We start from the raw sequence: 26,106 nt of genomic DNA on the forward strand, positions 1-26,106 counted from the left end.
CCGCTCATTCCCGGGCCGCTCATTCCCGGGCCGCTCATTCCCGGGCCGCTCATTCACCCGGTCGCTCGTTCCCCGGGTCGGGAGGTCAGGCCTGCACGATCGGCTCCCGGACGAAGAGCGCGCCGAGCCCCGGTGCGTGCACGCGCCGGTCCGTCAGGCGCAGCGCCTCCCAGACCGTGACCTGGTTGGCGGTCAGGACCGGCTTGCCGAGCTCCTTCTCCAGCGCCGGCAGCCAGGCGGCCGTGTGCATGGCGGTGCCGGGCAGCAGAACGGCCTGCGCATCGGGCGTGTCGGCCGCGCGCGCGAGAGCGAGCACCTCCGCCTCGCCCCAGGCGCCGGTCTCCGCCGCGGTGACGGCCCCGGCGCTGTGGACGCCGGTCACCTCCAGGCCGCCCGCCTCGAGGAAGCCGGCGAAGAGCGTGGCCAGGTCGTCCGGGTAGGGCGCGGCGACGGCGACCCGGGCGGCACCGACCTCGGGCGCCGCGTGCACGAAGGCGAAGGAGGTGGAGGAGGCCGGCATCCCGGCGGTGGTGGCCAGGGTGCGCACCTGCTCGTGGGCGCCGTCCCAGCCGTGCACGAAGCCGCCGCTCGTGGAGGCCCACACGACCGCCTCGGCGCCGGCGAGCCGCAACTGCTCGACGCCCTTCGCGAGCCGCTCGGGCGTGACCGCACCCGGGCTCTCGGCCGCGCTCGGGCCCGGCGGGCCCCCCATCCGTAGCGCGTCGGCCCCGTGCGCGCCCTCCGCGACGTCCGTGCGGACCAGGTCCACCCGGATGTCACTGCCCAGGAGCTGCTCGATACGGGGGTAGTCGTCCTCGGCCGAGTGGCCCGGATAGAGGAAACCGAGTGCGGTCATGTCCAGCCTTCCTGGTGCTGCTCTTCTTCCGGCGGTACCGGGGCTTCCCGCGGCACGGGGAGTTCCCACAGCGCACGGGTGTCCGGCGGTTCGCGGGCCACACGCGCGCCGGGACTTCCAGCAGCGCTTGTACGGTCCCACCGCTCGGGTACCCAGTCGGCGCAACGCCGCCCACACGGTCACCTGGTTGGCCGAGATGAGCGGTATGCGTCGTTCCGCCCAGGGACGGGGGCGGGCCGGGCCGGAACCGGGGAACGGCAAGGGGAGCCGGGCCGGGGTGGGACGAGAGGGGAGAACAGGAGGGGGCGGGAAGCAACGGACGGGTGTGGCCGCCGTGTTGACGACGCCGCGTTTCGGGTGCGAACGTGGTCGATCCGCGCACGTCGGACACTCGGGACAGGGACGGAGGGGCACCGGATGAGCATCGCCCCCGCGGCTCCTCCCACGCTTCTCGTCCTCGACGCCGATCCCCTCCCCCGGCTGGGGCGGCTCACCGGGCGGGCCCGGGTGGTGCACACCGACGAGGCCTCGCTCGCGGAGCGGCTCCCGGCCGCGGACGTGCTGCTGGTCTGGGACGTCGGCTCGCACGCGGTGCGCGCCGCCTGGCCGGGCGGAGGACCCCGGCCGCGCTGGGTGCACACCGCGAGCGCGGGCGTGGACCATGTGCTGTGCCCGGAACTCGCGGCGTCGGACACGGTGGTGACGAACGCGCGCGGGATCTTCGACGAGCCGATGGCCGAGTACGTCGCCGCGCTGGTCCTGGCGATGGCCAAGGACCTGCCGCGCACCTGGGAGCTCCAGCGGCGCGGCGAATGGCTGCACCGGGAGAGCCGACGGGTCGCCGGGGGCCGTGCCGTGGTCGTCGGTTCCGGGCCGATCGGCCGGGCGATCGCCCGCACGCTGAAGGCGCTCGGGATGACCACGGCGGTCGTCGGCCGGGTCCCGCGCACCGGCATCCACGGTCCCCAGGACCTGGACCGGCTCCTCGCCCGCGCCGACTGGGTGATCGCCGCCGCCCCGCTCACCGAGCAGACACGCGGCATGTTCGACGCCCGGCGGTTCGGGGTGATGCAGCCCTCCGCCCGGTTCGTGAACGTCGGCCGCGGGCAGCTGGTCGTCGAGGACGCGCTGGTGCGGGCGCTGGAACGGCGCTGGATCGCCGGCGCCGCCCTGGACGTCGTCACCGAGGAGCCCCTCGCTCCCGACAGCCCGCTGTGGCAGGTCCCGGGGCTGCTGATCTCGCCCCACATGAGCGGCGACACCATCGATTCGTACGACGAACTCGGCGCACAGTTCGTGGAGTTGTTCGAGCGGTGGGCCGCGGGCCGGCCGCTGCGGAACGTGGTCGACAAGCAGCGCGGATACGTGCCCGGACACTGAGGGACCCCCGGGGTGGGCGAAGGCCCTCATGGACGCCGCTTCGCCGACGCCGCCGCCAGGACACCACGGGGCCGGCGCCCGTGGGACGCTCAGGCGGTGTCCGGGGCCGTCCGGCGCAGCTCCTCCTGCCAGAGCGGGCTCGCGACGTAGTGGTTGTCGTAGAGCTCGGAGCTCGCCCGGATCTCCTCGACGTCCGCCTCGCCGCGGCACACCCGCTCCAGGAGCCGGTAGTAGTCGAAGCGGTGCAGGCCGGGGGTGAAGAGGACGAGCAGTTCGGCGGTGCTGCCGGGGGCGGGCGCGAAGGCGTGCGGGACGGTCGGCGGGACCGTCAGGAAGTCGCCCGTGCCCAGGGTGCGCACCTCGTCGCCGACCAGGAAGCGCATCGTGCCGTCGAGGACGAGGAAGACCTCGGTCGCCTTCGTGTGGAAGTGCGCGGGGGCGCCGGGCGAACCCTCGGCGAAGGCCGCCTTGTTGGCGGTCAGGGCCCCGTCGGTGGCGCCCGCGTCGGCGAGCAGGGTGATCAGGCTGAGGGCGCCGTCCTGCACCGTCTCGGCCCGGTCGGCGCGGACGAGGAGGGGGCTGCTGCTCATGGGGACTCCCGGAGGTCGGTCGGTGGTCCGCGGGCGAGGCCGCAGGACCGGCACACGGACGAATCTAGGCGTCCGAAAGACCCGGTGAAGGGTTCAATGAAGGGCCGCTTTCATGGGTCAATCCTCGGGGTCGCCTTCGGCTCGACACCCGGGTCGTCCTCAGGTCGATCAAGCCGCGGTTCGGGAGCCGTCCGCCGGAGCCCGGGCCGCTCCGACGGCGGCCGGATCCTCCCTCGATGACGCCGATGCCGTGAACAGCGGGAAAAGGGCGTTGATCCGGTTACGAGGCCGTTCGGTGTGCGGGACGGCCTGGCGGACGGCGGGGAGTCCCGGACGGTCGCGCGGGCGTCGGCGCGTGACCGTCGAGCGCCTTTGCCATGGCGATGATCCGCTCTTGACCAGCGAGACCGCGACGCACCGGCCGGCCGGGCGCGCCACGCCCCTCCGCGGCCAAGCGCCCCGGCGACGAACCGGGCCGGAAGTGGCCCGCATGACTCGCATGAAGTCGGGTAGCCGCGCGCCCATGGCTCGACCACAGGCAAACCGATCAGAAACCGTCGACAGATCCCCCGGAGGGCTGAGCCGCCGTTCGCTCTTTGCGGGAGCGGTGTCGCTGGGCGTCGCGGGAAGCCTCGGAGCGGCCGGCTGCAGCCGTGTCCCGGACGGCGGAAAGGTGCTGGGAGGCAGTCTTCTGGACACCCTGCGCGATCAGGGATCCGTGAAGATCGGCATCGCGAGCGAGCCGCCCTTCGGCTACGTCGGCGACGACGGACAGGCCACCGGAGAGGCGCCCGCCATCGCGAAGGTGATCTTCAAGAGGCTCGGCATCGACGACGTCAGGCCGGTGCCGGTGGACTTCGGCGCCCTGATACCCGGGCTGAAGGCCCGGCAGTTCGACGTGGTGTCCGCGGGGATGTACATCAATCCGGTCCGGTGCGAGCAGGTGCTGTTCGCCGACCCGGACTACCTGATGCTGGACGCCTTCATCGTCAGGAAGGGCAATCCGCACGGCATCAGGACGTACGACGACGTCAGGAAGAAGGGGCTGAAACTCGCCTCGGGCAAGGCCTACGCCCAGATCGACTACGCCAGGGCGGCGGGCATCGCCGACGTCCTGGTCCTGCCGGACCAGGTGGCGGGCCTGGACGCGGTGGCCCAGGGCCGGGTGGACGCCTTCGCGGGCACCCGCATCACGGTCAGGTCGGCGGTGGCGGACTCGGCGCGCGTGTCGGCGACCGAGCCGTTCCAGCCCGTGGTCGACGGCAAGCCCGCCTACGGTGCGGGCGGATTCGCCTTCCGGCAGTCCGAACGGCGTTTCCGGGACGCGTTCAACGCGGAACTGCTGAGGCTCAAGCAGGACGACTACCGCGAACTCCTGCGGATCGTCGGTCCGTTCGGCTTCGCCAAGGCCGACATGACGGACCTCACGGCGAAGGAGCTGTGCGGCTGATGATGAGTTCGGAGTTCTTCACCACCTGGTTCCTGCCGGGCATCTGGATCACCGTCCAGGTGACCGTCTGCGCGGCCGCCCTCGGCGCGGTCATCGCATTCGGGACCGGTCTCGCCCGCGGCTCGCGGCTCTGGATCGTCCGCTTCGTGGCCGGCGCCTACTTCGAGGTGTTCCGTGGCATGTCGGCGCTGGTGCTGATGTTCTGGATGTTCTTCGCGCTGCCCCTGTTCGGCTGGCAGCTGGAGCCCCTGTGGGCGGGCGTCAGCGCGCTGGGCCTGACCTACGGCGCCTACGGCTCCGAGATCGTCCGTGGCTCGCTGGCAGCCGTTCCGGCGGCGCAGAAGGAAGCGGGCATCGCGCTCGACTTCACCCGGTGGCAACGGCTGCGGCTGATCGAACTGCCCCAGGCCTGGCCCGAGATGATGCCGCCGTTCAACAACCTGCTGATCGAGTTGCTGAAGGGCACCGCCCTGGTCTCGGTCATCACGGTGGCCGACATGACGTTCGCCGGCAATCTGCTCCGGCTCGGCACCAATGAGACCACCCCGGTCTACACGCTGCTGCTGGTCCTCTACTTCGTCCTCGCCTTCGTCATCACCCGCGGCATGCGGATGCTGGAGCGCAGGGCGAAGGCCGGGATCGGGGAGCGGCCCGAGAAGCGCGGCGGCGTCGGCACGAAGTCCGGCGGCGTGGGCACGAAGCCCGGCGGCGTCGGCGCGAGGTCCGGCGCCCGCGGCGAGAGCCTGCCGGCCGGTCCGCGGTCCGTGGGAGGTGGGCGATGAACTGGGACTGGAACGTCGTCGACGACTTCATGCCGCGGTTCTGGGACGGGGTGCTCGTCACCCTCCAGGCGCTGGCCGTGGGCAGCCTGATCGCCTTCGCGCTGGGGCTGGTCTGGGCGCTGGCGCAGCGGTCCGCGCGCGTCTGGGTGCGCTGGCCGGTCGTCGCGGTGACGGAGTTCATCCGCAACACGCCGCTGCTGGTGCAGCTGTTCTTCCTGTTCTACGTGGTGCCGAACTTCGGTCCCTCGATGTCGCCGCTCACCACCGGCATCGTCGGCCTCGGGCTGCACTACTCCACGTACACCGCCGAGGTCTACCGGGCGGGCATCGACGGCGTCCCGGCCGGCCAGTGGGAGGCGGCCACGGCGCTGAGCCTGTCCAGGGGCCGCACCTGGCGGGTGGTGATCCTTCCGCAGGCGGTCCGCCGCGTCGTCCCGCCGCTGGGCAACTACGTCATCGCCATGCTCAAGGACTCGCCGATGATCGCGACCATCGGCGCGTTCGACATGCTCGGCGAGGCCCAGACCTTCAGCAACGAGACCTTCACCACGGAGGCGCTGACCGTCGTGGGCGTGGCGTTCATCGTCATCGCCTACCCCGCCTCCCTCCTGATCCGAGCCCTGGAGCGACGCCTTGTCCGCTGAGACCGACACCGCACAGACCGAGACCGCCCGGACCGACACCGCACAGACCGACACGGCCCAGACGGAGACCGCGCAGACCCTCGACGCCGTCGCCGACCCGCCGGTGGACGGCAGCGAACTGATCCGCTTCGACCAGGTCACCAAGCGCTTCGGCGACAACACCGTCCTCGACCGGCTCGACTTCTCCGTCGACTCCGGCAAGCACGTCACGCTGATCGGCCCGTCCGGCTCGGGCAAGACGACGATCCTGCGGCTGCTGATGACCCTGGCCACTCCCGACGAGGGCACGATCAAGGTGGGCGGCGCGTATCTGACCCACGAGGAGCGGGGCGGCAAGCTGGTCCGGGCCGGCGAGAAGCACGTGCGCGAGGTCCGCAAGAACATCGGGATGGTCTTCCAGCAGTTCAACCTCTTCCCGAACATGAAGGTGCTGCGCAACATCACCGAGGCGCCGGTCACCGTCCTCGGCCTGTCCAAGGACGAGGCCGAGGAGCGCGCCCGCGAACTGCTCGAACTGGTCGGCCTGAGAGAGCACGTCGACAAGTACCCCGGCCAGTTGTCCGGCGGCCAGCAGCAGCGGGTGGCGATCGCCCGGGCGCTGGCGATGCGGCCGCGGGTCCTGCTGCTGGACGAGGTGACCTCCGCCCTGGACCCGGAGCTGGTCGTCGGCGTCCTGGACGTGCTCCGGGACATAGCCCGCAGCACCGACATCACGATGCTCTGCGTGACCCACGAGATGAACTTCGCCCGGGACATCTCGGACCAGGTCCTGATGTTCGACTCGGGCCGCGTCATCGAGTCGGGCCCTCCGCAGAAGATCTTCAGCGACCCCGAGCAGGAGCGGACCCGGGAGTTCCTCGGCGCCGTGCTGTGAGCCGGGGCCCCGGACGCGGGGGCGGTTTCCAGGGGTCGCGCCCTGGGCTCACGTCCGGGGCCGGCACGTACCTTCGCAACCGTCTTCCTGACGGGCGGGCGGAATCCTGTCGCCCCCCTCCCCGCAGGGCAGTCGGCCGTTATGGTGGAAGCGGTTCACCGACCGGATTACGGCCCACTACAGCAGCGCAGCCGACACCGGCTGACGCAGGGGGAACCGTGGCGCTGAAGCACGAGCAGACCGCGCCGTACCACTCGGCCCAGGAGGCGCTGCGCGTCCTGGACACGGTGGCGCGGCACTCCACCGGTATCACCGACGACGAACTCGCCCGCGAGAGCGGCCTCGGCGCGGAGCGACTGACCACGCTCCTGCGCATGCTGCGCCGCGAGGGCTACGTGGAGCAGACGGCCGACGGGGCGTACGTCACCGGCGACGCCCTCGCCCGGCTGGGATCCACGCACCATCGGGAGCAGGCCCTGCACGACAAGTTGCAGCACACCCTGGACCGGCTCCGCGACTCCGTCGGCGCCGCCGTCTACATCAGCCGGTACGTCGACGGCGAGGTCACGATCACCCAGTACGCCGACGGCCCGGCCACGCCGTCCGTCAACGAGTGGGTCGACTTCCGCTCCTCGGCGCACGCCACCGCGCTCGGCAAGAGCCTGCTCGGCCAGCTCGACCACAACGGCCGCCGCGACCACCTCTCGCGGCACAGGATGGCCCGGCTCACCTCGCACACCATCACCAGCGACAAGCTGCTGCTCTCCCGTCTGGAGGCACAGCCGCCCACGGTCCCGGTGCTCGATCTCCAGGAGTACGCGATCGGCACGGTCTGCGCGGCCGTCCCGATCACCGCCGGTTCCACGGCCGGCTGTCTGGCCCTGTCCCTGCCCGTCGCCCACGCCCACCGGCTCCGCCGGGCGGCCGAGACCCTGAACAGGAGCGCGGCGCCGCTGCTGCTGTCGCTGGCCATCTGAGACCCGCCCCGGGGAGGCGTGGCCGGGTGGTCGGGAGCACCCCCGCGGACCAGGTAGTATTTTCTTCGTCGCCAGCCGCCGAAGGCGGAGGGCGGGAGTCATGCGCCGCTAGCTCAGTTGGTTAGAGCAGCTGACTCTTAATCAGCGGGTCCGGGGTTCGAGTCCCTGGCGGCGCACAGATGAAGGGCCTCTCGTGAACACGAGGGGCCCTTCGCCTTGCCCGTCCTGCCCCACCCAGCCCCGCGCCGTGCCGTTCCTTTCACGTCTTCTGCGTCTTCCACGCCTTCCTCGCCTCGCCCGCCTTCCCCATCCCGCCCGCCTCGCCCGCCGTCAGCCTCCGGTAGGAGGTCTCCCCGGGCGGCCGCCACCACACCGGGTCGGCGCAGTGCGGCCCCTCGCGCCGCAGCAGCGCCCGGTGGATCTTGTTCGTGGCGGTGACGGGCATCCGCTCGACCACCCGCACGAACCGGGGCGCCATCTTCGTCCCCAGGTCGGGCTGGGCACGCAGGAAGGCGGCGAAGCCGGGCGGATCGAAGGTCCCGGCCAGCGTCGCCATCACCTGGTCCCCGGTCACCGGGTCCGGCACCGCGTAGACGGCGACGGCGGCCGCCCCCTCGTAACGGGCGAGGATGTTCTCGATCATCGCGGCGGCCAGGTTCTCGCCGTCGACGCGGAGCCGGTCGTCGGTGCGGCCGGCGAAGTAGAGATAGCCGGCGCGGTCGCGGTAGAAGAGGTCGCCGGTCCAGTACGCGCCGTCCTCACGGCGCCGCTCCGCCTCTGCCTCAGGGTTGCGCCAGTAGCCCTCGAAGGGGTTCGGGCCCCGGTTGACCAGCTCCCCGATCGCCTCGTCGCCGTTCAGCAGCCGTCCCCCCGCGTCGAACACGGCGGGCGGGCACTCCGCGCGCGTCCGCGGGTCGAGGACGACGAGACCGGCGGCCGCCCGGCCGACCGCCCCCGCCGGAGTTCCCGCCGACCACTGCACGGCCGCCCCGCCCTCCGAGGAGCCGTAGCCCTCCACCAGCCGCACGCCGAACCGCCGCTCGAACGCCGCCGCGTCCACCGCGCCCGCCTCGGTGCCGAAGCCCAGCCGCAGCACGTGGTCGCGGTCGTCCGGGCCCGGCTCGGTGGCCAGGATGTACTGGATCGCCCGGCCGACGTAGGTGAAGTACGTCGCCCGGTGGCGCCGGACGTCTTCCAGGAACGCCGACGCCGAGAAGCGCCGGCGCAGCGCCACCCCGGCCCCGGCCGTCAGCGCGGGCGCCCAGTCGGCGATCACCGCGTTGCCGTGGAACATCGGCATGCACACGTAGTGGACGTCGCCCGGGCCGACGGAGAACTGCCCGGCCAGGGAACGCCCGGCGGCGGCCAGCCGGCCCTGGGTGCAGATCGCGGCCTTGGGCGCGCCGGTGGAACCGGAGGTGAAGTAGAGCAGGAGCCGGTCGGCCGGGGTGGCCCGGGAGGCGTCCGGGCGGGCGTTCGCGTACGGGGCGAGCAGGGCGTCGTACTCCGGTGTGCCGGTGATCAGCAGCCGGACCCCTGGCAGGTCGAGGCTCTGGAGGAGGGGGAGGTGGGCGGCCTCGGTGATCAGCAGCCGGCACTGCGTGTGCAGGATGTCCCGGGCCAGTTCGGGGCCGCGCCGGGTGGAGTTGATCCCGGCGACGGCCGCCCCGGCGAGGGCCGCGGCCGACAGCCAGAGGGGGAACTCCGGGGTGTTGTCCAGCAGGACCCCCAGGTGCGGCGGGCCGCCGGGCGGCAGCAGGTCGTGCAGCAGGGCCGCCCGGGCGGCGGCGCCCCCGGCGACCTCGTGGTGCGTGAGGACGGTGTCCTCGCACCACAGCCCCGGCCTGCGGTCGCCCCAGCGGGCCGCCACGAGTTCGGCGACGGTGCCGGTCGCACTGGTGGACTTCATGGCGACGCACGGTAATTGACGGATCGTCAGATGTGGAGGGCTACGGCATGAGGTTGTCCGCCTCGTTGAACATCCAGTGGGCGGTGACCATGAAGAAGACACAGAAGGCGAGGACGACGCCCAGGAAGCTCAGCAGGCATCCCGACTCGGCGATGAGCCGGCCGCGGGCCGGGGCCTTGGCCGTGGCCTCCTCGGGGTGATCGGCCGCGTAGTGGACGGTGACGATGTCGCCCTCGAGGACGGTGCCCGGGCCGTTCTCCTCCTCGAAGCGGACGACCCGGCCGTCACGGGTGGTGAACTCGAAGACGTGGTGCAGGGTCGTGCTGATCGCGGTGTCTCCGCCCCCACTGGCCGTCGCGTAGGACCGCAGACAGCGCGCCTCCGCGGTGAGGCCGCCGCTCCAGGCACGGGCGATCCGCCGCGACCGGCCCAGCAGCCGGAACATGACGAACAGCAGGCCGACCGCCATGACGGTCGGCACGGCGTAGAAGAACAGCTCCATGGACTCCCCCGGTGTTCCGACGCCGGCCTGGTCGAACCGGCGTGCAGGGAACCTACCCGCGCGCGGGCCGGGGGGAGCTCAAGCGATGCTCAGGAACGGCAGCCGCTCAGGAATGGCGGCCACTCAGAACATGACGCCGGAGCGGGCGTGGAAGACGTCGGCCTCGTCGGCGATCGTCCACACGGCGACGATCACGTGACGTCCGCTGAGCCCGGACGGCGGCGTGCCGCTGCGGGAGAGGACCGACGGTGGCCGCCGACCGCCGCAGGGCAGCCGTGAGTTCAGCGAGCCGGACCGTTCAGGTCTAGACCAAGTTCGGGATTACTGCCGCTTCTTGGTCATGTCCAGACCAGTCACGTCTGCTCCTGCCGTCCCGCGCAGAACGCCACGGTCAGGTCCTTCACCAGCGCCTTGCGCTCGTAGTCGTCCAGCTCCACGAGCCCTCGCATCGTCAGCCGGGTCACCGTGTCCTCCACCGAGTCGACGACCGAGGTCAGCACCGTCGCCCGGTGCTGGGCGTCGAGCGCCGCGATCCGGCGGCGGTGCATCGCGGCGGCGACCTCGGGGGCGTACTCGATCCGGACCGGCTGCACCGAGAACACCTCCAGGCCGATCGCGCCGGCCTCCCTCGCCACCAGCCTGCTCAGCGCCTCGCCCGCCGCCTCCACCGAGCCCCGTCCCGCACCCGGCGTCTCCACCGGGATCCGGGCCAGCGCCGCCTCGACGCACTCGCGCAGATACGTCTCGTGGTCCTCGACGCCGAGCGTGGCCCGCGCGGTGTCCCGCACCCGCCACACCACCAGCGCCACCACCCGCAACGCCACCCCGCTGCCGTCGGCGGCCGGCATCGGCTCGCTGCGCCAGTGCCGCAGCCGCACGTCCACCCGGCGGCGCAGCAGCAGCGGGTTCACCCAGAGCAGTCCGGTGCGGCGCACGGTCCCCCGGTAGCGGCCGAACAGACCGAGCACCCAGGCCCGGCCGGTCCGCCCCCGGGCGAGCCCGCCGAAGCCGAACAGCCCCAGCGTGCCCGCGCCCGCGTACGCCGCCCACTGCGCCGGACCGAGCCCGGCGCCCGCGAACTCCGGCAGCCGCAGCGCCCGCTCCGCGACCCTCGGCAGCGTCCCGGCCCACCAGGAGGCGGCCGCGCACCCGGCCACCCCGCAGGCCCCGGCGAACACGCCCAGGACGCCGGGCAGCACCCGCGCCGGCCGCTCCACCAGACCGGGGTCGACCTGCGCCGCCGGGCGGGGCTCGAGCGGCGCCGGGCGGCGCAGCCGCGGCTGCTCCCCGGTGCCCGCCCGGCTGCCCACCACGGCGGGCGCGAGCTGCACCGACCGCGGCTCCGGCTCGTCACGGAAGAGCAGGTGGACGGGGATCTCGGTGGTCGCCTCGTTCTGGATGAGACGGGTGGGCCGGGTGGTTCCTTCGGGCTCGGGTGTGGGTGAAGTGGTCGTGTGCACTGCGTGCCTCCAGCCTCCGCGCCAGATACGCCATGACGGTGAGTGGGACTCCGGCGGCGAACGGACCCCCGGACGGCCCCGGTACGGGACCACGGAAAGACGGGACTGCGGGACTGCGGGAGTCCGGGACTGCGGGTCTACGAGAAGAGCCGCCGCCAGGTCTCCGGGCCGGGGTAGCCGTCGGCCGCGCCGCCGCGCCAGCCCTGGGCCCGCTGGAAGGCCTCGACTCCTCGCCGGTCGGCCTCGCCCCAGCGCGGTCCGGGACCTGTGGCGTAGAACCTGGCGAACCCCTTCTTCACCAGCTGCCTTCCCAACTGCGTGACGTGCGCGCTCCGCGCCCCGGGCCGGAACACGGCCCGGCCCGGATACGGAGGCACCCGCGGCGCCGGAGGAACGGCGGGCGCCCCGGCCGCACCGGACCCGGCGTCCGTGGCCGGCGGGGCTCCGATGTTCCTGCCCGTTCCGGTGATCAGCAGCGACCAGGTCCTCGGGCCGGGCCGGCCGTCGGCGTCGGCCCCGCTCCAGCCCTGCGCCCGCTGGAAGGCCCGGGTGGCCCCGCCGTCGGCCGCCGACCAGCGGGGGCCGGGGCCCGAGCGGTAGAAGCGCCCGGCGCCGCGCTCGACGAGGAGCCGGCCGAGGAGGGTGACGTAGGAGTTGTTCGCGCCGGGCCCGAAGACCGCCCGCCCCGGGAACGACGTCGCCGAGACGCTTCCGCCGACGGGCCTGTTCGCGCCCGCGGCACCGGCGACGATCACGCCGGCGTCGCCCGGCGCGGGTGAGGTGAGCCCTTTGTAGCGATAGGGGACGTAGCGGTCGGAATGGCTCCAGTAGGCGTACGGGGTGGCCTGGCGGCGCGTGATCGGACGGGTCTGCTCGTAGACGAAGTAGTAGCTGTGCGTGTAGTCCGTCCAGCCGCCGAAAACGACTACGTGCGACCCTTTCTCGGGGTCGGCCTTGTTATGGAAAAGCAGAATGTCACCGGGCTGGAGCTCCTCTTTGGCAATCCTCGTCCCGAACCGGTCGAGGCTGCCCGTCCACTCGTTCCCCGGCAGGTGCCAGGCCATGGAGACGAAGCCCGAGCAGTCCTGCCGGTAACCGTCATGCCAGAAGGCGCTCATGCTGTACGGGACCTGGGCCGAAACCCACAGTTTGGCCCGTCGGATGATGTCCGCCCGGGTCGTCGGAGGGGTTGCGACCGGCCCCGTCGGCACGCCGGGACGCGCCGGCTGCCCGGCAGGTCCGTGCAGCGGCGCCTTGCGTCCCTGCGGGGTGGTGGGTTCGTCACCTGCGGGAACGCCGGGTCGGTCGGGCGCCTGCTGGGCGGCGACGGCGGGCGCCGCCTGAGCGGCGCCGAGCGCGGCGGCCGTCGCTGTGGCGACGACCAGGGCGCGGTGGGCGGACGGGTGGCCGCCGGACGGAGCGGGCGAGAAAAGGTGGCTCGCCCGCCGCCGCGCTGCGCATCCGGGGCAGTCGCAGTCGCTCTCGGGATCGAATTCCTCGAATACCGGAGCCTCCATGCGATTCCCCTCACACTGCAGCTGAGAATGTCCGCGACTGCGCACGCTCGCAGTTTCTCAACTGTCCTCCCGACGCGCATGCTGACGGTCCGAATGATGTACGCGCGACCCGCCCGGCCCAATGACGCCGCCCGTCGCCCGCCGCCCGCCGCCCGCCGCCCGGGGCGCGGGGCGCGGGGCGCGGGTGGTTCTGGGCACACTCACAGGTCCTGTAGAGTTGTGCCGTCAGCAGGCGCCGCTAGCTCAGTTGGTTAGAGCAGCTGACTCTTAATCAGCGGGTCCGGGGTTCGAGTCCCTGGCGGCGCACGGACATCGAAGGCCTCTCGCGAGAGCGAGGGGCCTTCGTTCGTGTCCCACGTTCGGCGTCCAGCCCGAGCGGCGGCAACGTCCGGGTCAGTCCGTCCCGGGTCGTCGGCGCAGTCCACGCAACACGACGACGGCCGCGGCGACGCCCACGAGCACCAGACCGACGACCGCCTGCGCCTTGCCGGGACCTCCGCCGTCCACGCGCACCTCCTCGGCGGAGGCCGGAGCAGCGGCCCCGCCCCCGCCCGCACGCACCGGGGCGACGGGAGACGCGGAAACGGCGGCAGTGGCAGTGGCAGAGGGAGCCGGAGAGAGGGGAGAGCGGGGAGAACGGGGAGCGGAGGGAGAGGGAGGCGAGGGGGGAACCACGGGATCGGCGGGCGCGGTCCCGGCGGTGGGGGCAACGGGAGCGGACGGATCGTCCGCGGTCGCGGTCGCGGACGCGTTCTGGGACGCCGGTTCCGGGACCTCGATCCGGCCCTTCGCCCGAGCGCCGGCGCAGGTGATCCGCACGTCGTAGCCGCCCGCCGCGAGCGAGGAGCGGACCCGGGTGTCGCCGACGAGCGCGCCGCCCGCGCGGTCCGTGACGACCAGGCGGGCGTCCGCGACGAAGGCGGCCGAAGCCGCGGTGGCCGTCCTGCCGCCGCAGCCGGTGACCTTCAGCGTGATCTCGGTTCCCGGCGACGGCCTGGCCGGTGTGACGGTCACACCGCCCCCGCCGCCCCCGACGCCCCCCACGGCGCGGCCGCCCTCGGCCCGGCCGCCTCCACCGCCGCCGCCGTCCGAGGCGTACGCCGTGGGGAGGAGCACCGCGACGACGACCGCGACGCCCGCACAGACAGTGATCTTCAGGGAACCCATCGTGAACCTCCAGCTCTCTGGAGACTCCCCCGCCGGGACCGCGGGCGCATCCTCCGGCGGGGTGCCGTTGCTCCGTGCGTGCGCGGTCCGCGCCGCTACGGGTTTCAGATCCGGTCGACGAGATCCGCGATCGAGTCCACGATCTGCGACGGACGGTACGGGAAGTCCTCGACCTGCTCGGGACGGGTCAGGCCGGTGAGGACCAGGAAGGTCTGCATCCCGGCCTCCATGCCCGCCAGCACGTCGGTGTCCATACGGTCGCCGATCATCGCGCTCGTCTCGGAGTGGGCGCCGATGGTGTTCAGTCCGGTGCGCATCATCAGCGGGTTGGGCTTGCCCGCGAAGTACGGGCTCTTGCCGGTGGCCTTGGTGATCAGCGCGGCGACCGCCCCGGTGGCCGGCAACGCGCCCTCGGCGGAGGGGCCGGTCTCGTCGGGGTTGGTGCAGATGAAACGGGCGCCGTCGTTGATGAGCCGGACGGCCTTGGTCATGGCCTCGAACGAGTAGGTCCGGGTCTCGCCGAGGATGACGTAGTCGGGCTCGTGGTCGGTGAGGATGTAGCCGATGTCGTGCAGCGCGGTGGTCAGGCCCGCCTCGCCGATGACGTACGCCGTGCCCTCGGGCCGCTGGTCGTCCAGGAACTGGGCGGTGGCCATCGCGGAGGTCCAGATGTTCTCGGTCGGCACGTCGAGACCCATCCGCCGCAGACGGGCGTGCAGGTCGCGCGGGGTGTAGATCGAGTTGTTGGTGAGGACCAGGAACGGCTTTCCGGACTCGCGCAGTCTCTTCAGGAAGGCGTCGGCGCCGGGGATCGGTACGCCCTCGTGGATGAGCACACCGTCCATGTCGGTGAGCCACGACTCGATGGGCCTGCGGTCTGCCATGTGCGGGGTCTCCCTGCCGTACGCGAGCACGCGGTTGCGGCGCGTGCATGCGGTCACGCGGTCGCTGCGTGCGCCCCAGCCTAGTCACAGGCCCGATCTTGAGGGAATGGCCGGTTCCGGACCGTCCATTGGCTGGGACGCGACCTGGGGCCGCGACCGGGAGGAGGCCGGAAACCGGCCGGGAAGCAGCCGGGGGCGGTGACCGGCGTGGTTCAGCGGCGTCGGCGGGCCAGCAGCAGGGCCGCACCGCCGGCGAGGAGGCAGCCGGCGGCCGTGATGAGCACCGGGGGCGAGGTGAGGCCGGTGCGCGCGAGTTCCTCGGCCTCGTCGGCGAGGGAGGGGCGACCGGAGTCGGAGGCGGAGGCGTCGGGGCGGGGGGCGGGGGCCGTCGCGGCGCCGGTGGTGGGACCGCCCGTGGGATCGCCCGTGGTGCCGGTCGTGGGACCGGTCGTCGCCCTGGCTGTCCCCTCGGCCTTGGTCCCGGTCGTGGCCCCGGTTGTCGCCCCGGCCGTGGGGTCGGTCGTCGTCCCGGCGGTGGGGTCGGTCGTCGTCCCGGCGGTGGGGTCGGTGGTCGTCCCGGCGGTGGGGTCGGTCGTGGGGTCGGTCGTGGCCGGGTCGGAGTCTGCCGCCTCGACGGAGAAACGGTAGTCGTTCGACTGGCCGACCCAGTCGCCGTCGTCGCCGTGCCGCTGGACGACCGCCGCGTTGGCGGTGACGGCGTTGGCCGCGGCGTCCGGGGCGAGGGCGAGCCGCAGCTTGACGGTGAGGGTCCGGCCGGGGCCCACGCTGAACCCGCGGAAGCCGTCGGACGCGCTGCCGCTGCCGCTGCCGCTGCCGCCGGTGAACGCGCCGACGAGTTCGTCGTCGTCGGTGTGCTCGAAACGGACCGGGTGCGGTCGGCCGTCGGCGTAGAACTCCAGCCGCGGCTGGGACGGTTTCAGCGTGCGTCCGGCGTCGACCAGGACGACCACCGGGTGGATCGCGGCACAGGTGCGGCGGGTGGTGTTGGTGAGGTCGAGGTACCAGACGCCGTATCCGCCGCCCGCCCGGTAGGAGTCGGGACCGCCGTGGATGCGGGTGGTGAGCGGGAAGTCACCGGCGTCGGGGCCGGTGCAGCCCGGCGCGGCTTCCGCGTGTGCGGGCGCGGGGAGAAGGGCGGCGGCCGCGGCGAGGCAGAGGGAGACAGGCGGGCACAGTCGCATGAACACGTGAGCCTGCCGGGCCGTCCGCGACATCCTCCGCAGGCGCACCGCACGGCCGTGCGATTCCCCTCGTTCGGGCGATTTCGGGGCGAGATGAGCAAGTCGGGCGGATCCGGGTGATCTCGGGTGAGCCGCGGGAACCGGCGGGGCGGCTGCGGGGCCGCCGCTCCGGTCCGCGCCGCTCACCGTGTCATCCGGCTGTCATCCGGCTTCCCGGCCGAAGAGGGGGGCCAGGAGCAGGTGGGCCGCCCCGTGGGCCACGGCGCGCGCGCCGTACGGGGCGAGGCGCACCCGGACGGCGTCCTCCGGGGAGCCCTCCCGGCGGGCGCGGGCGTGCAGGACGGCCGTCACGCCGTGGAGGAAGGCCTCCGGGGCGGCCGCGATCGCGCGCCCGCCCAGCAGCACGGCGTCGATGTCGAGCAGCCCGGCCAGGTTCGCCGCGCCGACGCCGAGGACGCGCGCCGCCTCTCCGACGTCGCCCCGGCCGAGGGCGGCGAGGCACAGCGCCTCGATGCAGCCCCGGTTGCCGCACGAGCAGGGCGGGCCGTCCAGCTGGACGACCTGGTGTCCGAACTCGCCCGCGCCGGTGCGCGCCCCGCGGTGCAGGGTCCCGCCGATGACCAGGCCTGCGCCGAGGCCGGTGCCCAGATGGAGGCAGGCGAAGGAGCCGCGCTCGCCGCCGACGGCGAGGCCGAGCGCGGCCGCGTTGGTGTCCTTGTCGACGACCACCGGCGCCCCGAGCCGTTCCGCCAGCACGTCGCGCAACGGGAAACCGTCCCACTCGGGGAAGCCGGTGACCCGGTGCAGCACCCCACTGGCGTGGTCGAGGGGGCCGGGAAGGGCCACCCCGACACCGAGAAGAGCCGGGACGACGGCAAGCGGGGCCGACGCGGCAGCAGAGGGAGCCGTCGCCACGGGGGCGCGGGCGACGGCTGAGCCGGAGGCGGCAGGGCCGCGGCCCGTGTCAGGGGTGAGGGCGGCAGGGCTACGGCCGGCGACGGAGGCGACGGGACTGCGGCCGGTGTCGGCGGTGCCGGCGGGAGGGGCGGAGGGGGCGGGAGGGGCGGCGGCGGACGGGGTGCCGGCGAGGACCTGGGTCACCTCCCGGACCACCGCCTCCAGCACCGTCTCCGCTCCCGCGCCCAGCGACAGCGGCACGCATCGCTCCCTCACCGCCCGCCCGTCGAGTTCGGCCAGCACGACCCGCAGTTCGTCCCGGTCGAGGTGGACCCCGACCGCGTGGCCGGCCTCCGGCACCAGCCGCAGCACCGTGCGCGGCTTGCCGCCGGTGGACGCGCGGTGTCCCGCCTCCGCCGCCAGCCCCTCCTGCCGCAGCCGGGCGGTGATCTTGCTGACCGCCTGCGGGGTGAGCCCGGTGCGCTCGGCCAGTTCCAGCCGGCTGATGCCGTCCGGTCCCGCCGTCCGCAGCAGGTCGAGCACGAGCGCGGTGTTGTGGCTGCGCAGGCCCAGGAGGTTGACGCCTCCGTCCGTCCGGTTCACTGCCGGTCTCCGTCCGTCCCGTTCACGGCCCCATTCTCCCCCGTGCTTGCACTTTGGCAACAGCGTTGCGAAAGTGGGGCCCATGACAGGTACTCCTCTCCGTGTGGGTCTGATCGGTTACGGCCTCGCCGGCTCCGTCTTCCACGCCCCGCTGATCGCCGCCACCGAGGGCCTCGTCCTCGACACGGTGGTCACCTCGAACCCCGGGCGGCAGGAGCAGGCTCGCGCCGGGTTCCCGGACGTACGGGTCGCCGTCGCCGCCGACGACCTCCTCGCGCGCGCCGACGAGCTGGACCTGGTCGTCATCGCGTCGCCCAACAGGACGCACGTCCCGCTCGCGGCCGCCGCGCTGAAGGCCGGCCTGCCGGTCGTCGTCGACAAGCCGGTCGCGGGGACGGCGGCCGAGGCCCGCGCTCTGGCCGCCCTCGCCGAGGAGCGCGGGCTGCTCCTCTCCGTCTTCCAGAACCGGCGTTGGGACAACGACTTCCTGACTCTCCGCAAGCTGCTGGCCGAGGGCGAGCTGGGCGAGGTGTGGCGGTTCGAGTCCCGGTTCGAGCGGTGGCGGCCGCTGCCGAAGGGCGGCTGGCGGGAGTCCGGCGACCCCGCAGAGATCGGAGGTCTGCTCTACGATCTCGGCAGTCACGTCGTCGACCAGGCGCTGGTTCTCTTCGGCCCGGCGCTCTCCGTGTACGCGGAGGCCGACGTCCGCAGGCCCGGCGCGGAGACCGACGACGACACCTTCATCGCGCTGACCCACGCGAACGGCGTCCGCTCCCACCTCCATGTCTCGGCGACGGCCGCCCAACTGGGCCCGCGTTTCCGGGTGCTGGGCTCGAAGGCGGGCTATGTGAAGTACGGCCTCGACCCGCAGGAGGCGGCGCTGCGGGAGGGCGAGCGGCCCGGCACGACGGCGCACTGGGGCACGGAACCGGAGGAGCTGTGGGGCCGGGTGGGCGCCGGGGAGTCCCCGCTGACCGGCGGCGGACGACCCGAACGGACCCTCCCGGGCGACTACCCGGCCTACTACGCTGCGGTGGCCAAGGCACTGACCGACGGCGGTCCCAACCCGGTGACCGCCGTCGAGGCGGCCGCCGCCCTCGACGTCCTGGAGGCGGCCCGCCGTTCGGCACGAGACAAGGTGGCGGTGACGCTGTAATGGGCACCCACGAGATCACCCCGAAGTTCACCCCGGAGATCACCCCGAGCCTGGAGGAGCTTCAGGCGCAGGAACGGCGTCTGGTCTTCCGTCAGTTCACCCATGACGACGCGTGGGCGCTCGGCTCGCTCCTGGTGGAGCTGGCCCGCGAGCGCCAGGCGCCGGTCGCCGTCGACATCCACCGCTCCGGCCAGCAGCTCTTCCACGCGGCGCTGCCCGGCTCGGCCCCCGACAACGACGCCTGGATCGCCCGCAAGCGCCGGGTGGTCGAGCGCTTCGGCGCCTCCTCCTACCTGATCGGGACCCGCTACCGCGCCAGGGGCACGACGTTCGAGGACTCCTCCCGCCTGGACCCGGACGAGTACGCGGCCCACGGCGGCTCCTTCCCGATCAACGTGGCGGGCGTGGGCGTGATCGGCGCGGTGACGGTCTCGGGGCTGCCCCAGCTCGAGGACCACCGGTTCGTGGTGGAGGCGCTGGAACTGTTCCTGGAGAAGGAGCTGTAGGCCCCCAGACACAGGTCCCCGGGGCACCCCGCAGGTCTCCGGGGCGGGCCCGCCGATCGGCGCCCCACCTCGGGGGCCCACCTCCGTGACCCCTCAGGGCCGCCCCTGCGGGCCGTCCCGCAGTGGTGCGCCGCAGTGGCGCCCTGAGGTGCGCGGGGAGCCGCGCCACCGGCCACGAACGACCTGCGGCCGACCGGCGGCCGGCCGGCGGTCCCCCGCGCGCCCGGCGGAGCGCTACGCGTCCTTGAACTCCTGGCGCTGCCTGCCGAGCCCCTCGATCTCCAGCTCCACCACGTCCCCGGCCCGCAGGTACGGCTTCGGCTCGGGCTCGCCCATCGCCACGCCCGCGGGCGTCCCGGTGTTGATGACGTCACCGGGGTACAGGGTCATGAACTGGCTGACGTAGCGCACGACCTCCCCTACGGGGAAAATCTGCTCGGCCGTGGTCCCGTCTTGCTTCAGCTCGCCGTTCACCCAGAGCCTCAGGGACAGGTCCTGCGGGTCGGCGACCTCGTCGGCCGTCACCAGCCAGGGCCCCAGCGGGTTGAACGTCTCGCAGTTCTTCCCCTTGTCCCAGGTCCCGCCCCGCTCGATCTGGAACTCCCGCTCCGACACGTCGTGCGCGACGGCGTACCCCGCGACGTGCGCGAGCCCGTCCTGCGCCGACTCCAGATAGCGGGCCGTACGCCCGATGACGACCGCCAGCTCGACCTCCCAGTCGGTCTTGACGGACCGGCGCGGCACCAGGACGGTGTCGTACGGCCCCACGACGGTGTCCGCCGCCTTGAAGAAGACCACGGGCTCGGCGGGCGGCTCGGACCCCGTCTCCCGGGCGTGATCGTGGTAGTTGAGCCCGATGCACACGATCTTGCCGATCCGCGCCAGCGGCGGCCCGATCCGCAGCCCGGTCGCGTCCAGCGCCGGCAGCTCCCCGGACTCGGCGGCGGCCCGGACCCGGCCGAGCGCCACGTCGTCGGCGAGCAGCGCCCCGTCGACGTCCGGGACGACCCCGGAGAGGTCCCGCAGGACTCCCTCGGAGTCGAGCAGCGCGGGACGCTCCGCTCCGGCCGTACCGACTCGCAGCAGCTTCATGGTGACTGTCTCCCTCGATCGCGGGTCATCCGTCGGCGGGTGCAGCCATCGGATGACTGGTCGATCCTCCGGACTGGACGCCCACTCCGCAATACCCGGTTCACGTACTGGACCGTAATCGGTGGAACTTTGCCGACGGGCCGTCACCGGTAGAGGACGGCCCGCTCGATCGCGCTCCAGGTCGCACTCGTGATCACGTAGAGCGCGGCGGCCAGCGGCACGACGGCCACCGTGACCAGCGTGAAGAAGGACATGAACGGCATGACCTTGGTGAGGACGCCGGCCCCGGGCACGTCCTGGCCACCGGTCACGGGCAGCGACGTCCGCCTGGTGCGCAGGCAGGTGAAGGACGCGACGGCCGCGGCGACCGCGAAGAGCACCAGGTAGACCAGCCCCGCCCCGCCGACCGGACCGCCTCCCGCGAGCGCGTCCGCCCAGCGGCCGCCGAGGGGCGCGGCGAACAGACGGTGGCCGAGCAGTCCGTCGCCCGCGCCGCCGGCCGAGGAGCCGGAGAAGAGGCGGTAGAGCACGAAGAACGCGGGGAGCTGGAGCAGGCTGGGCAGGCAGCCGGAGAGCGGCGACACCTTCTCCTCGGCGTGCAGGTCCAGCACCGCCCGCTGGAACTTCTCGGGGTTCTTGCCGTGCTTCGCGCGCAGTGCCGCGATCTTGGGCTGCAAGGCCGTGCGGGCCTTCTGCCCACGGGCGGCCGCGCGGGACAGGGGATGCACGAGGAGTCGTACGAACGCGGTGAACAGGACGATCGCGGCGGCCGCGGAGGCGGTGCCGAACACGGGCTGGAGCAGGTCGGCGAGGTGCTCGACCAGGCCGGCGAAAACGGCCAGGGGTGCGGACAGCAGTACGGACATGGGTGAGGAGCCCTCCGGGGGTCTCGTCGTGCCGGTGGTGCGTGGAAGCGGCATGACGACCCGCGCGGGGTCACGGAGACGAAGCGGTGTGTGCCCTACGCGACGGTCGTCGGGAGGGCGTGACCGGGCGCCCTGGGGCGGGGCCGCCCGGAGGCGTCGGGATCGCGTTGCGGCAGGAAGGCCGTACGGCGGGCCCGGTCCCTGATGGCCGTCCGCACCCGGGTGGGCGGGACGGCGGGCGCGCTGCGGGCTGCCACCAGCGCGCAGACGGCGAGGGCCGATCCGGCCGCGGCGGTCGCGGCGAGCGCGACGGCGGCCGAGACGGCCGAGAGGCCGCCGGCGTCCAGGAGGAGGACGTCCATGACGAGCAGGAGGAGCAGCGGGACCGCTCGCGGGAACGAGCGTGAGAACGAGCGGGGGCTCGGGCGTGAGAACGAGCGGGGGAACGAGAGCGGGCTCGGGCGGGCGGAAGGCGAGGCGAACCGGTTACGGAACACGTTTCCCTCCATCCGTTGCCCTTTTCCCTCTTCCCTCGGGCGTCCGTCGACCGCCCCTCAGGCCTACCCGGTTTATACCCCACTCCGGGGCCGCGGTCAGCCTCGGCCCAGCCCAGGCCGCTTGCATTGCGGAGGCTTGCGTCACGGGACGAGGGTTTGCGCCCCCGGGTCCAGCTTGTATCAGGTGTGTGAGACAAGATCTCGACCACGGCATCTGTACCACGGGACGGCCCGGACGGACGGGGCGTGACAGCCCGAACGGACGGACTCGGCGTGACAGCCCGGACGGACTCGGCGGGACCGCGGGGCCGCCCGGAGGGGCTCCGCGGGGCCGTCCTGACGGGCTCGGCGGGGCCCTGCGAGGGGCCACCGGGCTATCCGCGAGGAAGCGTCGCGACCAGCTCGCCCCACACGACCAGGCGGTACCGGGAGGTGTACTCGGGCGTGCAGGTGGTGAGGGTGAGGTAGCGGCCGGGGGCGTCGTAGCCGTAGGCGGGCCGGGCGAGGGAACGGGGCACGGGCCGGATGACGCCCGCGTCGCGGGGTGAGGTCTGCGGCAGGACCTCGTCGACGACGTAGGTGTAGGTCGCGTCGCGGGTCGCCACCTCCACTTTGTCGCCCTTCCTGAGCCGGTTCAGGTGCCGGAAGGGCTCGCCGTGGGTGTTGCGGTGTCCGGCGACCGCGAAGTTGCCTTCCTGGCCCGGCTGTTGAGTGCCGGCGTAGTGGCCGACGTACCCCTTGTCGAGGACGTCCCGCTTGCTCGTGCCCTCGGCGACGGGGACCCGAAGCGCGAGGCGTGGGATGCGCAGGACCGCGTAGGCCTGCGAGGTGCGGGGCGTGCCGCCCGACGTCGGGCCCTTCGCGCCGCCGTCGCCTGTTCCCCCGAGGCCGCCGCCGTCACCCGCCCCGGCCCCCGAACCGGAACCGGCGTCCGAGCCCGCTCCCGTGCCCGTTCCGGGTCCGGAGCCGTCCGCGCCGACGCCGCCGCCGTCCCCCCACGCCCGCTCCAGCGCCTCCACGCGCCGCTCGGCGCCCTCCTTGGCCTCCCGGTTGGTCCACCACAGCTGATGCGCGACGAGAAGCAGCATCAACACCCCTGCGGTGACCAGGACTTCGGCACCGCTCCAGAGCACCCGCCGGTACCGGGCGCGCCGCCGCCGGGTGCTGTGCTGTACGAGGGGGATCCGCACGCGGGCACCATAGGCGGCGGGGGACGAGGTCTCCAGACTGTTCGCACGCTCGAACCCGCCCCGCCCTTCCTCCACAGGTTTGAGAAAGGGCTGTCGGAACTCTCGACAACACCAAGGAACACACCCGATGCTTCGTGACGCACAGCCGCAGAGAGCCGCGGACGCGAAGACGCACGACACGCCCTGAGGCGTCGCCCACCCACACGTTCCCGCACTGACGCAACGCACGCACAGACGCACGCATACACAGAAGCACTGACGCACTGACGCACTGACGCATCCGACGACGTCGGTCGGGACGACCGGCTGTCGATCGCAGTCATGAAGCGGAGAAGTCATGATCCGACGCAGGACACTGCTGACGGCCACCGGTGGCGCGCTCCTCGGAAGCGCCCTCGCGACGGGCACCGCCCGGGCGGACGCCACCATCGCCGTCAACCCTTCGACGACGTACGGCACTTGGGAGGGATGGGGTACGTCCCTGGCCTGGTGGGCGAACGTCTTCGGCGCCCGGGACGACTTCGCCGACATCTTCTTCACGACCAAGTCGGTCGCCTACAACGGCAGGACCCTCCCCGGCCTCGGCCTCAACATCGCCCGCTACAACCTGGGCGCGTGCAGCTGGAACTCGGTGGGCGGCACGTCGATGGCGGTGTCGCCCAACATCCCTCGCTTCAAGCAGATCGAGGGCTACTGGCAGGACTGGAACAACGAGGACCCGACGTCCTCCGCCTGGGACTGGACCGCGGACGCGACCCAGCGCGCGATGCTCCAGAAGGCGGTGTCGCGCGGCGCGACGACGGAGCTGTTCGCCAACTCCCCCATGTGGTGGATGTGCCTGAACCACAACCCGTCCGGCGCCTCGGACGGCGGCAACAACCTCCAGTCCTGGAACTACCGCCAGCACGCCTCGCACCTCGCGGCGGTCGCGTCGTACGCGAAGACGAACTGGGGCGTGAACTTCGCGACGGTCGACGCCTTCAACGAGCCGTCGTCGTCCTGGTGGACGGCGACCGGGACGCAGGAGGGCTGCCACATGGACGCGACCGTCCAGTCGGCCGTACTGCCCTATCTGCGGAGCGAGTTGGACAAGCGCGGCCTGACGGCGACGAGGATCTCGGCGTCGGACGAAACGAGCTACGACCTCGCCCGCACCACCTGGAACTCCTTCTCGTCGACGACGAAGGGGTACGTCAACCGGGTCAACGTCCACGGCTACCAGGGCTCGGGCGGCCGCCGCGACCTGCTCTACACGGACGTGGTGACGACCGCCGGCAAGGCGCTGTGGAACTCCGAGACCGGCGACAAGGACGGCACGGGTCTCACGATGGCGAGCAACCTGCTCTACGACTTCCGCTGGCTGCACCCGACGGCGTGGGTCTACTGGCAGGTCATGGACCCGTCCTCGGGCTGGGCGATGATCGCGTACGACCCGAACACGCTGGCGGCCGGCGCGGTCACCACGAAGTACTACGTGATGGCCCAGTTCAGCCGGCACATCCGTCCCGGCATGACGATCCTCGACACGGGCGTGAGCTACGCGGCCGCGGCGCTGGACAGGAGCGCGAAACGCCTGGTCATCGTCGCGGCGAACACGTCGTCCTCGGCCCAGACCCTGACCTTCGACCTGTCCCGCTTCACGACGGTGACGGGCGGCTCGTCGGGCCTGGTCCCGCGCTGGAACACGGTGACGAGCGGCTCCGGCGACCTCTACGCGTCCTACTCGGACACGCGCCTGAGCGGAAAGACGATCAGCGTGCCGTTCGCGGCGGGCGCGGTGCAGACCCTTCAGGTGGACGGGGTCACGGTCTAGCACGGCCGGGGAGGGCCGGCGCCGGGCAGAAGCGGCGTCGGCCCGTGGCGACAGCTGGCGCGACGGCCGGGGGCGGACGCGACGACGGCCGGGGGCGGCGATCCCGTCCGGAAGAGGGCGATCCCGGCCGGTCGAGGGGAATCCCGGCCGACTGGAGATCCACAACGCTGTCCAGACTCTGGACACCTCGACGAGCTGATCCGCAATCCCGCGCCCCCTGGCCTGCAGATATCTCTCTTTCGTCAGCGGGCGGCGCTACGGTGTCATCCATGCGCCCCGACACGCCTGCCGAGAACGTCGACCACACCGCCGAAGCGGCACGCCTGGAGCGGACCGCCGGCCGGTATCCCGAGGACGCGGAAGCCCTGCTGCTGCAGTCCGCGGCCCACCTGGAACTGGCCGGCGACCGCCCCGCCGCGACGACCCTGTACGACCGCCTGCTGTCGTCCCCGGACAGCCTGGAGAACCCGCATCTGGTCCGCGCCCTGAAGGCCGCGAACCTGTGGGAGTACGGTCACGAGGCCGAGGCCCGGGCCATCATCGACGGCATCCGCGCCGCGGCCCCCCGCGACCCGGCCCCCTGGGTGATCGTCGCCGAGTCCCTGGAGTCCCACGACGAGCTGGAAGCGGCGCAGAAGACGTTCACCGAGGGCGTCGACCTGCTCCTGGCGGACGTGCCGGAGCCCCCGCCGCACGCTTCCCACCCCCTGCTCTTCGGCCGCCACCGCGTACGCCGCATGCTGGGATCCGCTCACGACGACTGGGACGTCCTCGCCGACACCCTCCACACCTCCCCCGTCCCCCTGGACGAGCTCCACGACCCCAAACGCGTCTGGTCCCTGGGCTCGGACAACCCGGCCGAACTGCAGGCGGAGATCTCCCGCCTGCGCGCCGAGCTCGGCAGTTACCGCGAGGAACTGTCCCGCCCGTTCCCGGTCGCGGTCCTGCACTGGCCGGCGGCCGAGCTGGCGGAGCTGATCGCCGCGTACCCGACCCTGGAGGCGGAGTACCCCTCGCACGAGGAGCACCTGGCCGGCATAGAGGCGTCCCTGCGCGAGCTGTCCGCCTCGGGCACGCCCAACCTCGGCATCGTCACCGGCACGGTCCCCTCCTACGAAGCCTTCGCAGCCTCGGAGGCCTCGTCCCCGTCCGACACCGACCTCCTCCCCCAGTACGCGACGACCTTGGCAGCGAGGGGAAGGGCCACGGGATGGCCGCCGGAGCGGGGGGCGGTTTGTTGGTGCGGGTCGGGGCGGAGCTACAGCAAGTGTCACGGGGTTGGAGTGTAAGGA

Annotated in this window: 24 protein-coding genes and 2 tRNA genes; 12 read left to right on the forward strand and 14 right to left on the reverse strand. The window is 72.9% G+C overall.

Features of this window, described 5'->3' with window-relative positions:
* Positions 1 to 85: 85 nt before the first annotated feature.
* Positions 86 to 856: a maleate cis-trans isomerase family protein gene (locus IE239_RS01145; protein ID WP_190147284.1), complete on the reverse strand. Its 771-nt coding sequence runs from the start codon at positions 854 to 856 to the stop codon at positions 86 to 88.
* A 417-nt stretch (positions 857 to 1,273) separates the two neighbouring features.
* Here IE239_RS01145 and IE239_RS01150 point away from each other — a divergent pair, with 417 nt between their 5' ends.
* Positions 1,274 to 2,236 carry a D-2-hydroxyacid dehydrogenase gene (locus IE239_RS01150; protein ID WP_190147285.1) on the forward strand — a complete coding sequence of 321 codons (963 nt, stop codon included), beginning with the start codon at positions 1,274 to 1,276 and terminating at the stop codon, positions 2,234 to 2,236.
* 89 nt (positions 2,237 to 2,325) lie between these two features.
* Here IE239_RS01150 and IE239_RS01155 read toward each other — a convergent pair whose 3' ends face one another.
* A complete protein-coding gene (locus IE239_RS01155) occupies positions 2,326 to 2,826 on the reverse strand; it encodes a cupin domain-containing protein (protein WP_190147286.1) in 501 nt (166 codons plus the stop codon).
* A 523-nt stretch (positions 2,827 to 3,349) separates the two neighbouring features.
* Here IE239_RS01155 and ehuB point away from each other — a divergent pair.
* The 6 genes from ehuB (at position 3,350) to IE239_RS01185 (ending at position 7,729) form a co-directional block, all read left to right on the forward strand.
* Positions 3,350 to 4,276: an ectoine/hydroxyectoine ABC transporter substrate-binding protein EhuB gene (ehuB, locus tag IE239_RS01160; RefSeq protein ID WP_190147287.1), complete on the forward strand. Its 927-nt coding sequence runs from the start codon at positions 3,350 to 3,352 to the stop codon at positions 4,274 to 4,276.
* Positions 4,276 to 5,058, forward strand: a complete 783-nt coding sequence (ehuC, locus tag IE239_RS01165; protein ID WP_190147288.1) for an ectoine/hydroxyectoine ABC transporter permease subunit EhuC — start codon at positions 4,276 to 4,278, stop codon at positions 5,056 to 5,058. The genes ehuB and ehuC overlap by 1 nt, the downstream gene beginning before the upstream one ends.
* A complete protein-coding gene (gene ehuD / locus IE239_RS01170; protein WP_190147289.1) occupies positions 5,055 to 5,702 on the forward strand; it encodes an ectoine/hydroxyectoine ABC transporter permease subunit EhuD in 648 nt (215 codons plus the stop codon). Before ehuC ends, ehuD begins: the two co-directional genes overlap by 4 nt.
* Positions 5,703 to 5,805: 103 nt before the next feature.
* Positions 5,806 to 6,576, forward strand: coding sequence for an ectoine/hydroxyectoine ABC transporter ATP-binding protein EhuA (gene ehuA / locus IE239_RS01175; protein WP_190147435.1), 771 nt, complete (start codon positions 5,806 to 5,808; stop codon positions 6,574 to 6,576).
* A 218-nt stretch (positions 6,577 to 6,794) separates the two neighbouring features.
* Positions 6,795 to 7,553 (forward strand): IclR family transcriptional regulator, encoded by a 759-nt coding sequence (locus IE239_RS01180; protein WP_190147290.1) that lies wholly within the window; start codon positions 6,795 to 6,797, stop codon positions 7,551 to 7,553.
* 102 nt (positions 7,554 to 7,655) lie between these two features.
* Positions 7,656 to 7,729: transfer RNA gene (locus IE239_RS01185), tRNA-Lys, on the forward strand.
* A gap of 83 nt (positions 7,730 to 7,812) precedes the next feature.
* Here IE239_RS01185 and IE239_RS01190 read toward each other — a convergent pair.
* From IE239_RS01190 to IE239_RS01205, 4 genes are all read right to left on the reverse strand, one after another.
* The gene (locus tag IE239_RS01190; protein ID WP_190147291.1) at positions 7,813 to 9,462 is read right to left on the reverse strand and encodes an AMP-binding protein; all 1,650 of its coding nucleotides are present in this window, start codon (positions 9,460 to 9,462) and stop codon (positions 7,813 to 7,815) included.
* Positions 9,463 to 9,502: 40 nt separating this feature from the next.
* Positions 9,503 to 9,964, reverse strand: a complete 462-nt coding sequence (locus IE239_RS01195; RefSeq protein ID WP_190147292.1) for a DUF3592 domain-containing protein — start codon at positions 9,962 to 9,964, stop codon at positions 9,503 to 9,505.
* A 353-nt stretch (positions 9,965 to 10,317) separates the two neighbouring features.
* On the reverse strand, positions 10,318 to 11,424 hold the full coding sequence (locus IE239_RS01200; protein ID WP_190147293.1) for an SPFH domain-containing protein: 1,107 nt from the start codon (positions 11,422 to 11,424) through the stop codon (positions 10,318 to 10,320).
* A gap of 137 nt (positions 11,425 to 11,561) precedes the next feature.
* Complete coding sequence (locus tag IE239_RS01205; RefSeq protein WP_190147294.1) at positions 11,562 to 12,941, reverse strand: peptidoglycan-binding protein; 1,380 nt, start codon at positions 12,939 to 12,941, stop codon at positions 11,562 to 11,564.
* Between the two features lie 232 nt (positions 12,942 to 13,173).
* On the opposite strand from IE239_RS01205, the gene IE239_RS01210 reads away from it, so the two are divergent.
* A tRNA-Lys gene (locus tag IE239_RS01210) sits at positions 13,174 to 13,247 on the forward strand.
* 87 nt (positions 13,248 to 13,334) lie between these two features.
* On the opposite strand, the gene IE239_RS01215 is transcribed toward IE239_RS01210, so the two are convergent.
* From IE239_RS01215 to IE239_RS01230, 4 genes are all read right to left on the reverse strand, one after another.
* Positions 13,335 to 14,108 (reverse strand): hypothetical protein, encoded by a 774-nt coding sequence (locus IE239_RS01215; protein WP_190147295.1) that lies wholly within the window; start codon positions 14,106 to 14,108, stop codon positions 13,335 to 13,337.
* A 104-nt stretch (positions 14,109 to 14,212) separates the two neighbouring features.
* On the reverse strand, positions 14,213 to 14,992 hold the full coding sequence (locus IE239_RS01220) for an HAD-IIA family hydrolase (protein ID WP_190147296.1): 780 nt from the start codon (positions 14,990 to 14,992) through the stop codon (positions 14,213 to 14,215).
* A gap of 212 nt (positions 14,993 to 15,204) precedes the next feature.
* Positions 15,205 to 16,194, reverse strand: a complete 990-nt coding sequence (locus IE239_RS43090; RefSeq protein WP_308435372.1) for an LAVTG motif-containing sortase-dependent surface protein — start codon at positions 16,192 to 16,194, stop codon at positions 15,205 to 15,207.
* A 201-nt stretch (positions 16,195 to 16,395) separates the two neighbouring features.
* Complete coding sequence (locus IE239_RS01230) at positions 16,396 to 17,694, reverse strand: ROK family transcriptional regulator (RefSeq protein ID WP_229877657.1); 1,299 nt, start codon at positions 17,692 to 17,694, stop codon at positions 16,396 to 16,398.
* An 82-nt stretch (positions 17,695 to 17,776) separates the two neighbouring features.
* Between IE239_RS01230 and IE239_RS01235 the strand changes: the two genes are divergently transcribed.
* Together IE239_RS01235 and IE239_RS01240 are read left to right on the forward strand one after the other, a co-directional pair.
* Positions 17,777 to 18,850: a Gfo/Idh/MocA family protein gene (locus tag IE239_RS01235; RefSeq protein WP_190147299.1), complete on the forward strand. Its 1,074-nt coding sequence runs from the start codon at positions 17,777 to 17,779 to the stop codon at positions 18,848 to 18,850.
* Positions 18,850 to 19,356 carry a heme-degrading domain-containing protein gene (locus IE239_RS01240; protein WP_190147300.1) on the forward strand — a complete coding sequence of 169 codons (507 nt, stop codon included), beginning with the start codon at positions 18,850 to 18,852 and terminating at the stop codon, positions 19,354 to 19,356. Before IE239_RS01235 ends, IE239_RS01240 begins: the two co-directional genes overlap by 1 nt.
* A 234-nt stretch (positions 19,357 to 19,590) precedes the next feature.
* On the opposite strand, the gene IE239_RS01245 is transcribed toward IE239_RS01240, so the two are convergent.
* The 4 genes from IE239_RS01245 to IE239_RS01260 all read right to left on the reverse strand — a co-directional run bounded on the left by IE239_RS01245 (position 19,591) and on the right by IE239_RS01260 (position 23,001).
* Positions 19,591 to 20,448, reverse strand: a complete 858-nt coding sequence (locus IE239_RS01245) for a fumarylacetoacetate hydrolase family protein (RefSeq protein ID WP_190147301.1) — start codon at positions 20,446 to 20,448, stop codon at positions 19,591 to 19,593.
* A 143-nt stretch (positions 20,449 to 20,591) separates the two neighbouring features.
* A complete protein-coding gene (locus IE239_RS01250; RefSeq protein WP_190147436.1) occupies positions 20,592 to 21,290 on the reverse strand; it encodes a YidC/Oxa1 family membrane protein insertase in 699 nt (232 codons plus the stop codon).
* 119 nt (positions 21,291 to 21,409) lie between these two features.
* Positions 21,410 to 21,676: a DUF6412 domain-containing protein gene (locus tag IE239_RS01255; RefSeq protein WP_190147302.1), complete on the reverse strand. Its 267-nt coding sequence runs from the start codon at positions 21,674 to 21,676 to the stop codon at positions 21,410 to 21,412.
* Positions 21,677 to 22,185: 509 nt separating this feature from the next.
* Positions 22,186 to 23,001 carry a class E sortase gene (locus IE239_RS01260; protein WP_190147303.1) on the reverse strand — a complete coding sequence of 272 codons (816 nt, stop codon included), beginning with the start codon at positions 22,999 to 23,001 and terminating at the stop codon, positions 22,186 to 22,188.
* Between the two features lie 337 nt (positions 23,002 to 23,338).
* Here IE239_RS01260 and IE239_RS01265 point away from each other — a divergent pair, with 337 nt between their 5' ends.
* Both IE239_RS01265 and IE239_RS01270 read left to right on the forward strand, forming a co-directional pair.
* On the forward strand, positions 23,339 to 24,814 hold the full coding sequence (locus IE239_RS01265; protein ID WP_190147304.1) for a glycoside hydrolase: 1,476 nt from the start codon (positions 23,339 to 23,341) through the stop codon (positions 24,812 to 24,814).
* Between the two features lie 269 nt (positions 24,815 to 25,083).
* Positions 25,084 to 26,103: an SEC-C domain-containing protein gene (locus IE239_RS01270; protein WP_190147305.1), complete on the forward strand. Its 1,020-nt coding sequence runs from the start codon at positions 25,084 to 25,086 to the stop codon at positions 26,101 to 26,103.
* Positions 26,104 to 26,106: the final 3 nt, after the last annotated feature.

It is taken from the genome of Streptomyces humidus, from assembly GCF_014649655.1.
Classification (GTDB): Bacteria; Actinomycetota; Actinomycetes; order Streptomycetales; family Streptomycetaceae; genus Streptomyces; species Streptomyces humidus.

Excerpts from the sequence above, each read along its gene's own strand:
- IE239_RS01190 (WP_190147291.1), bottom strand. The coding sequence starts at position 9,462 with ATGAAGTCCACCAGTGCGACCGGCACCGTCGCCGAACTCGTGGCGGCC.
- IE239_RS01205 (WP_190147294.1), bottom strand. The coding sequence starts at position 12,941 with ATGGAGGCTCCGGTATTCGAGGAATTCGATCCCGAGAGCGACTGCGAC.
- IE239_RS01240 (WP_190147300.1), top strand. The coding sequence starts at position 18,850 with ATGGGCACCCACGAGATCACCCCGAAGTTCACCCCGGAGATCACCCCG.
- IE239_RS01195 (WP_190147292.1), bottom strand. The coding sequence starts at position 9,964 with ATGGAGCTGTTCTTCTACGCCGTGCCGACCGTCATGGCGGTCGGCCTG.
- ehuD (WP_190147289.1), top strand. The coding sequence starts at position 5,055 with ATGAACTGGGACTGGAACGTCGTCGACGACTTCATGCCGCGGTTCTGG.
- IE239_RS01145 (WP_190147284.1), bottom strand. The coding sequence starts at position 856 with ATGACCGCACTCGGTTTCCTCTATCCGGGCCACTCGGCCGAGGACGAC.
- ehuB (WP_190147287.1), top strand. The coding sequence starts at position 3,350 with ATGGCTCGACCACAGGCAAACCGATCAGAAACCGTCGACAGATCCCCC.
- ehuC (WP_190147288.1), top strand. The coding sequence starts at position 4,276 with ATGATGAGTTCGGAGTTCTTCACCACCTGGTTCCTGCCGGGCATCTGG.
- IE239_RS01255 (WP_190147302.1), bottom strand. The coding sequence starts at position 21,676 with ATGGACGTCCTCCTCCTGGACGCCGGCGGCCTCTCGGCCGTCTCGGCC.
- IE239_RS01155 (WP_190147286.1), bottom strand. The coding sequence starts at position 2,826 with ATGAGCAGCAGCCCCCTCCTCGTCCGCGCCGACCGGGCCGAGACGGTG.
- IE239_RS01265 (WP_190147304.1), top strand. The coding sequence starts at position 23,339 with ATGATCCGACGCAGGACACTGCTGACGGCCACCGGTGGCGCGCTCCTC.
- IE239_RS01215 (WP_190147295.1), bottom strand. The coding sequence starts at position 14,108 with ATGGGTTCCCTGAAGATCACTGTCTGTGCGGGCGTCGCGGTCGTCGTC.
- IE239_RS43090 (WP_308435372.1), bottom strand. The coding sequence starts at position 16,194 with ATGCGACTGTGCCCGCCTGTCTCCCTCTGCCTCGCCGCGGCCGCCGCC.
- IE239_RS01235 (WP_190147299.1), top strand. The coding sequence starts at position 17,777 with ATGACAGGTACTCCTCTCCGTGTGGGTCTGATCGGTTACGGCCTCGCC.
- IE239_RS01220 (WP_190147296.1), bottom strand. The coding sequence starts at position 14,992 with ATGGCAGACCGCAGGCCCATCGAGTCGTGGCTCACCGACATGGACGGT.
- IE239_RS01245 (WP_190147301.1), bottom strand. The coding sequence starts at position 20,448 with ATGAAGCTGCTGCGAGTCGGTACGGCCGGAGCGGAGCGTCCCGCGCTG.
- IE239_RS01150 (WP_190147285.1), top strand. The coding sequence starts at position 1,274 with ATGAGCATCGCCCCCGCGGCTCCTCCCACGCTTCTCGTCCTCGACGCC.
- IE239_RS01270 (WP_190147305.1), top strand. The coding sequence starts at position 25,084 with ATGCGCCCCGACACGCCTGCCGAGAACGTCGACCACACCGCCGAAGCG.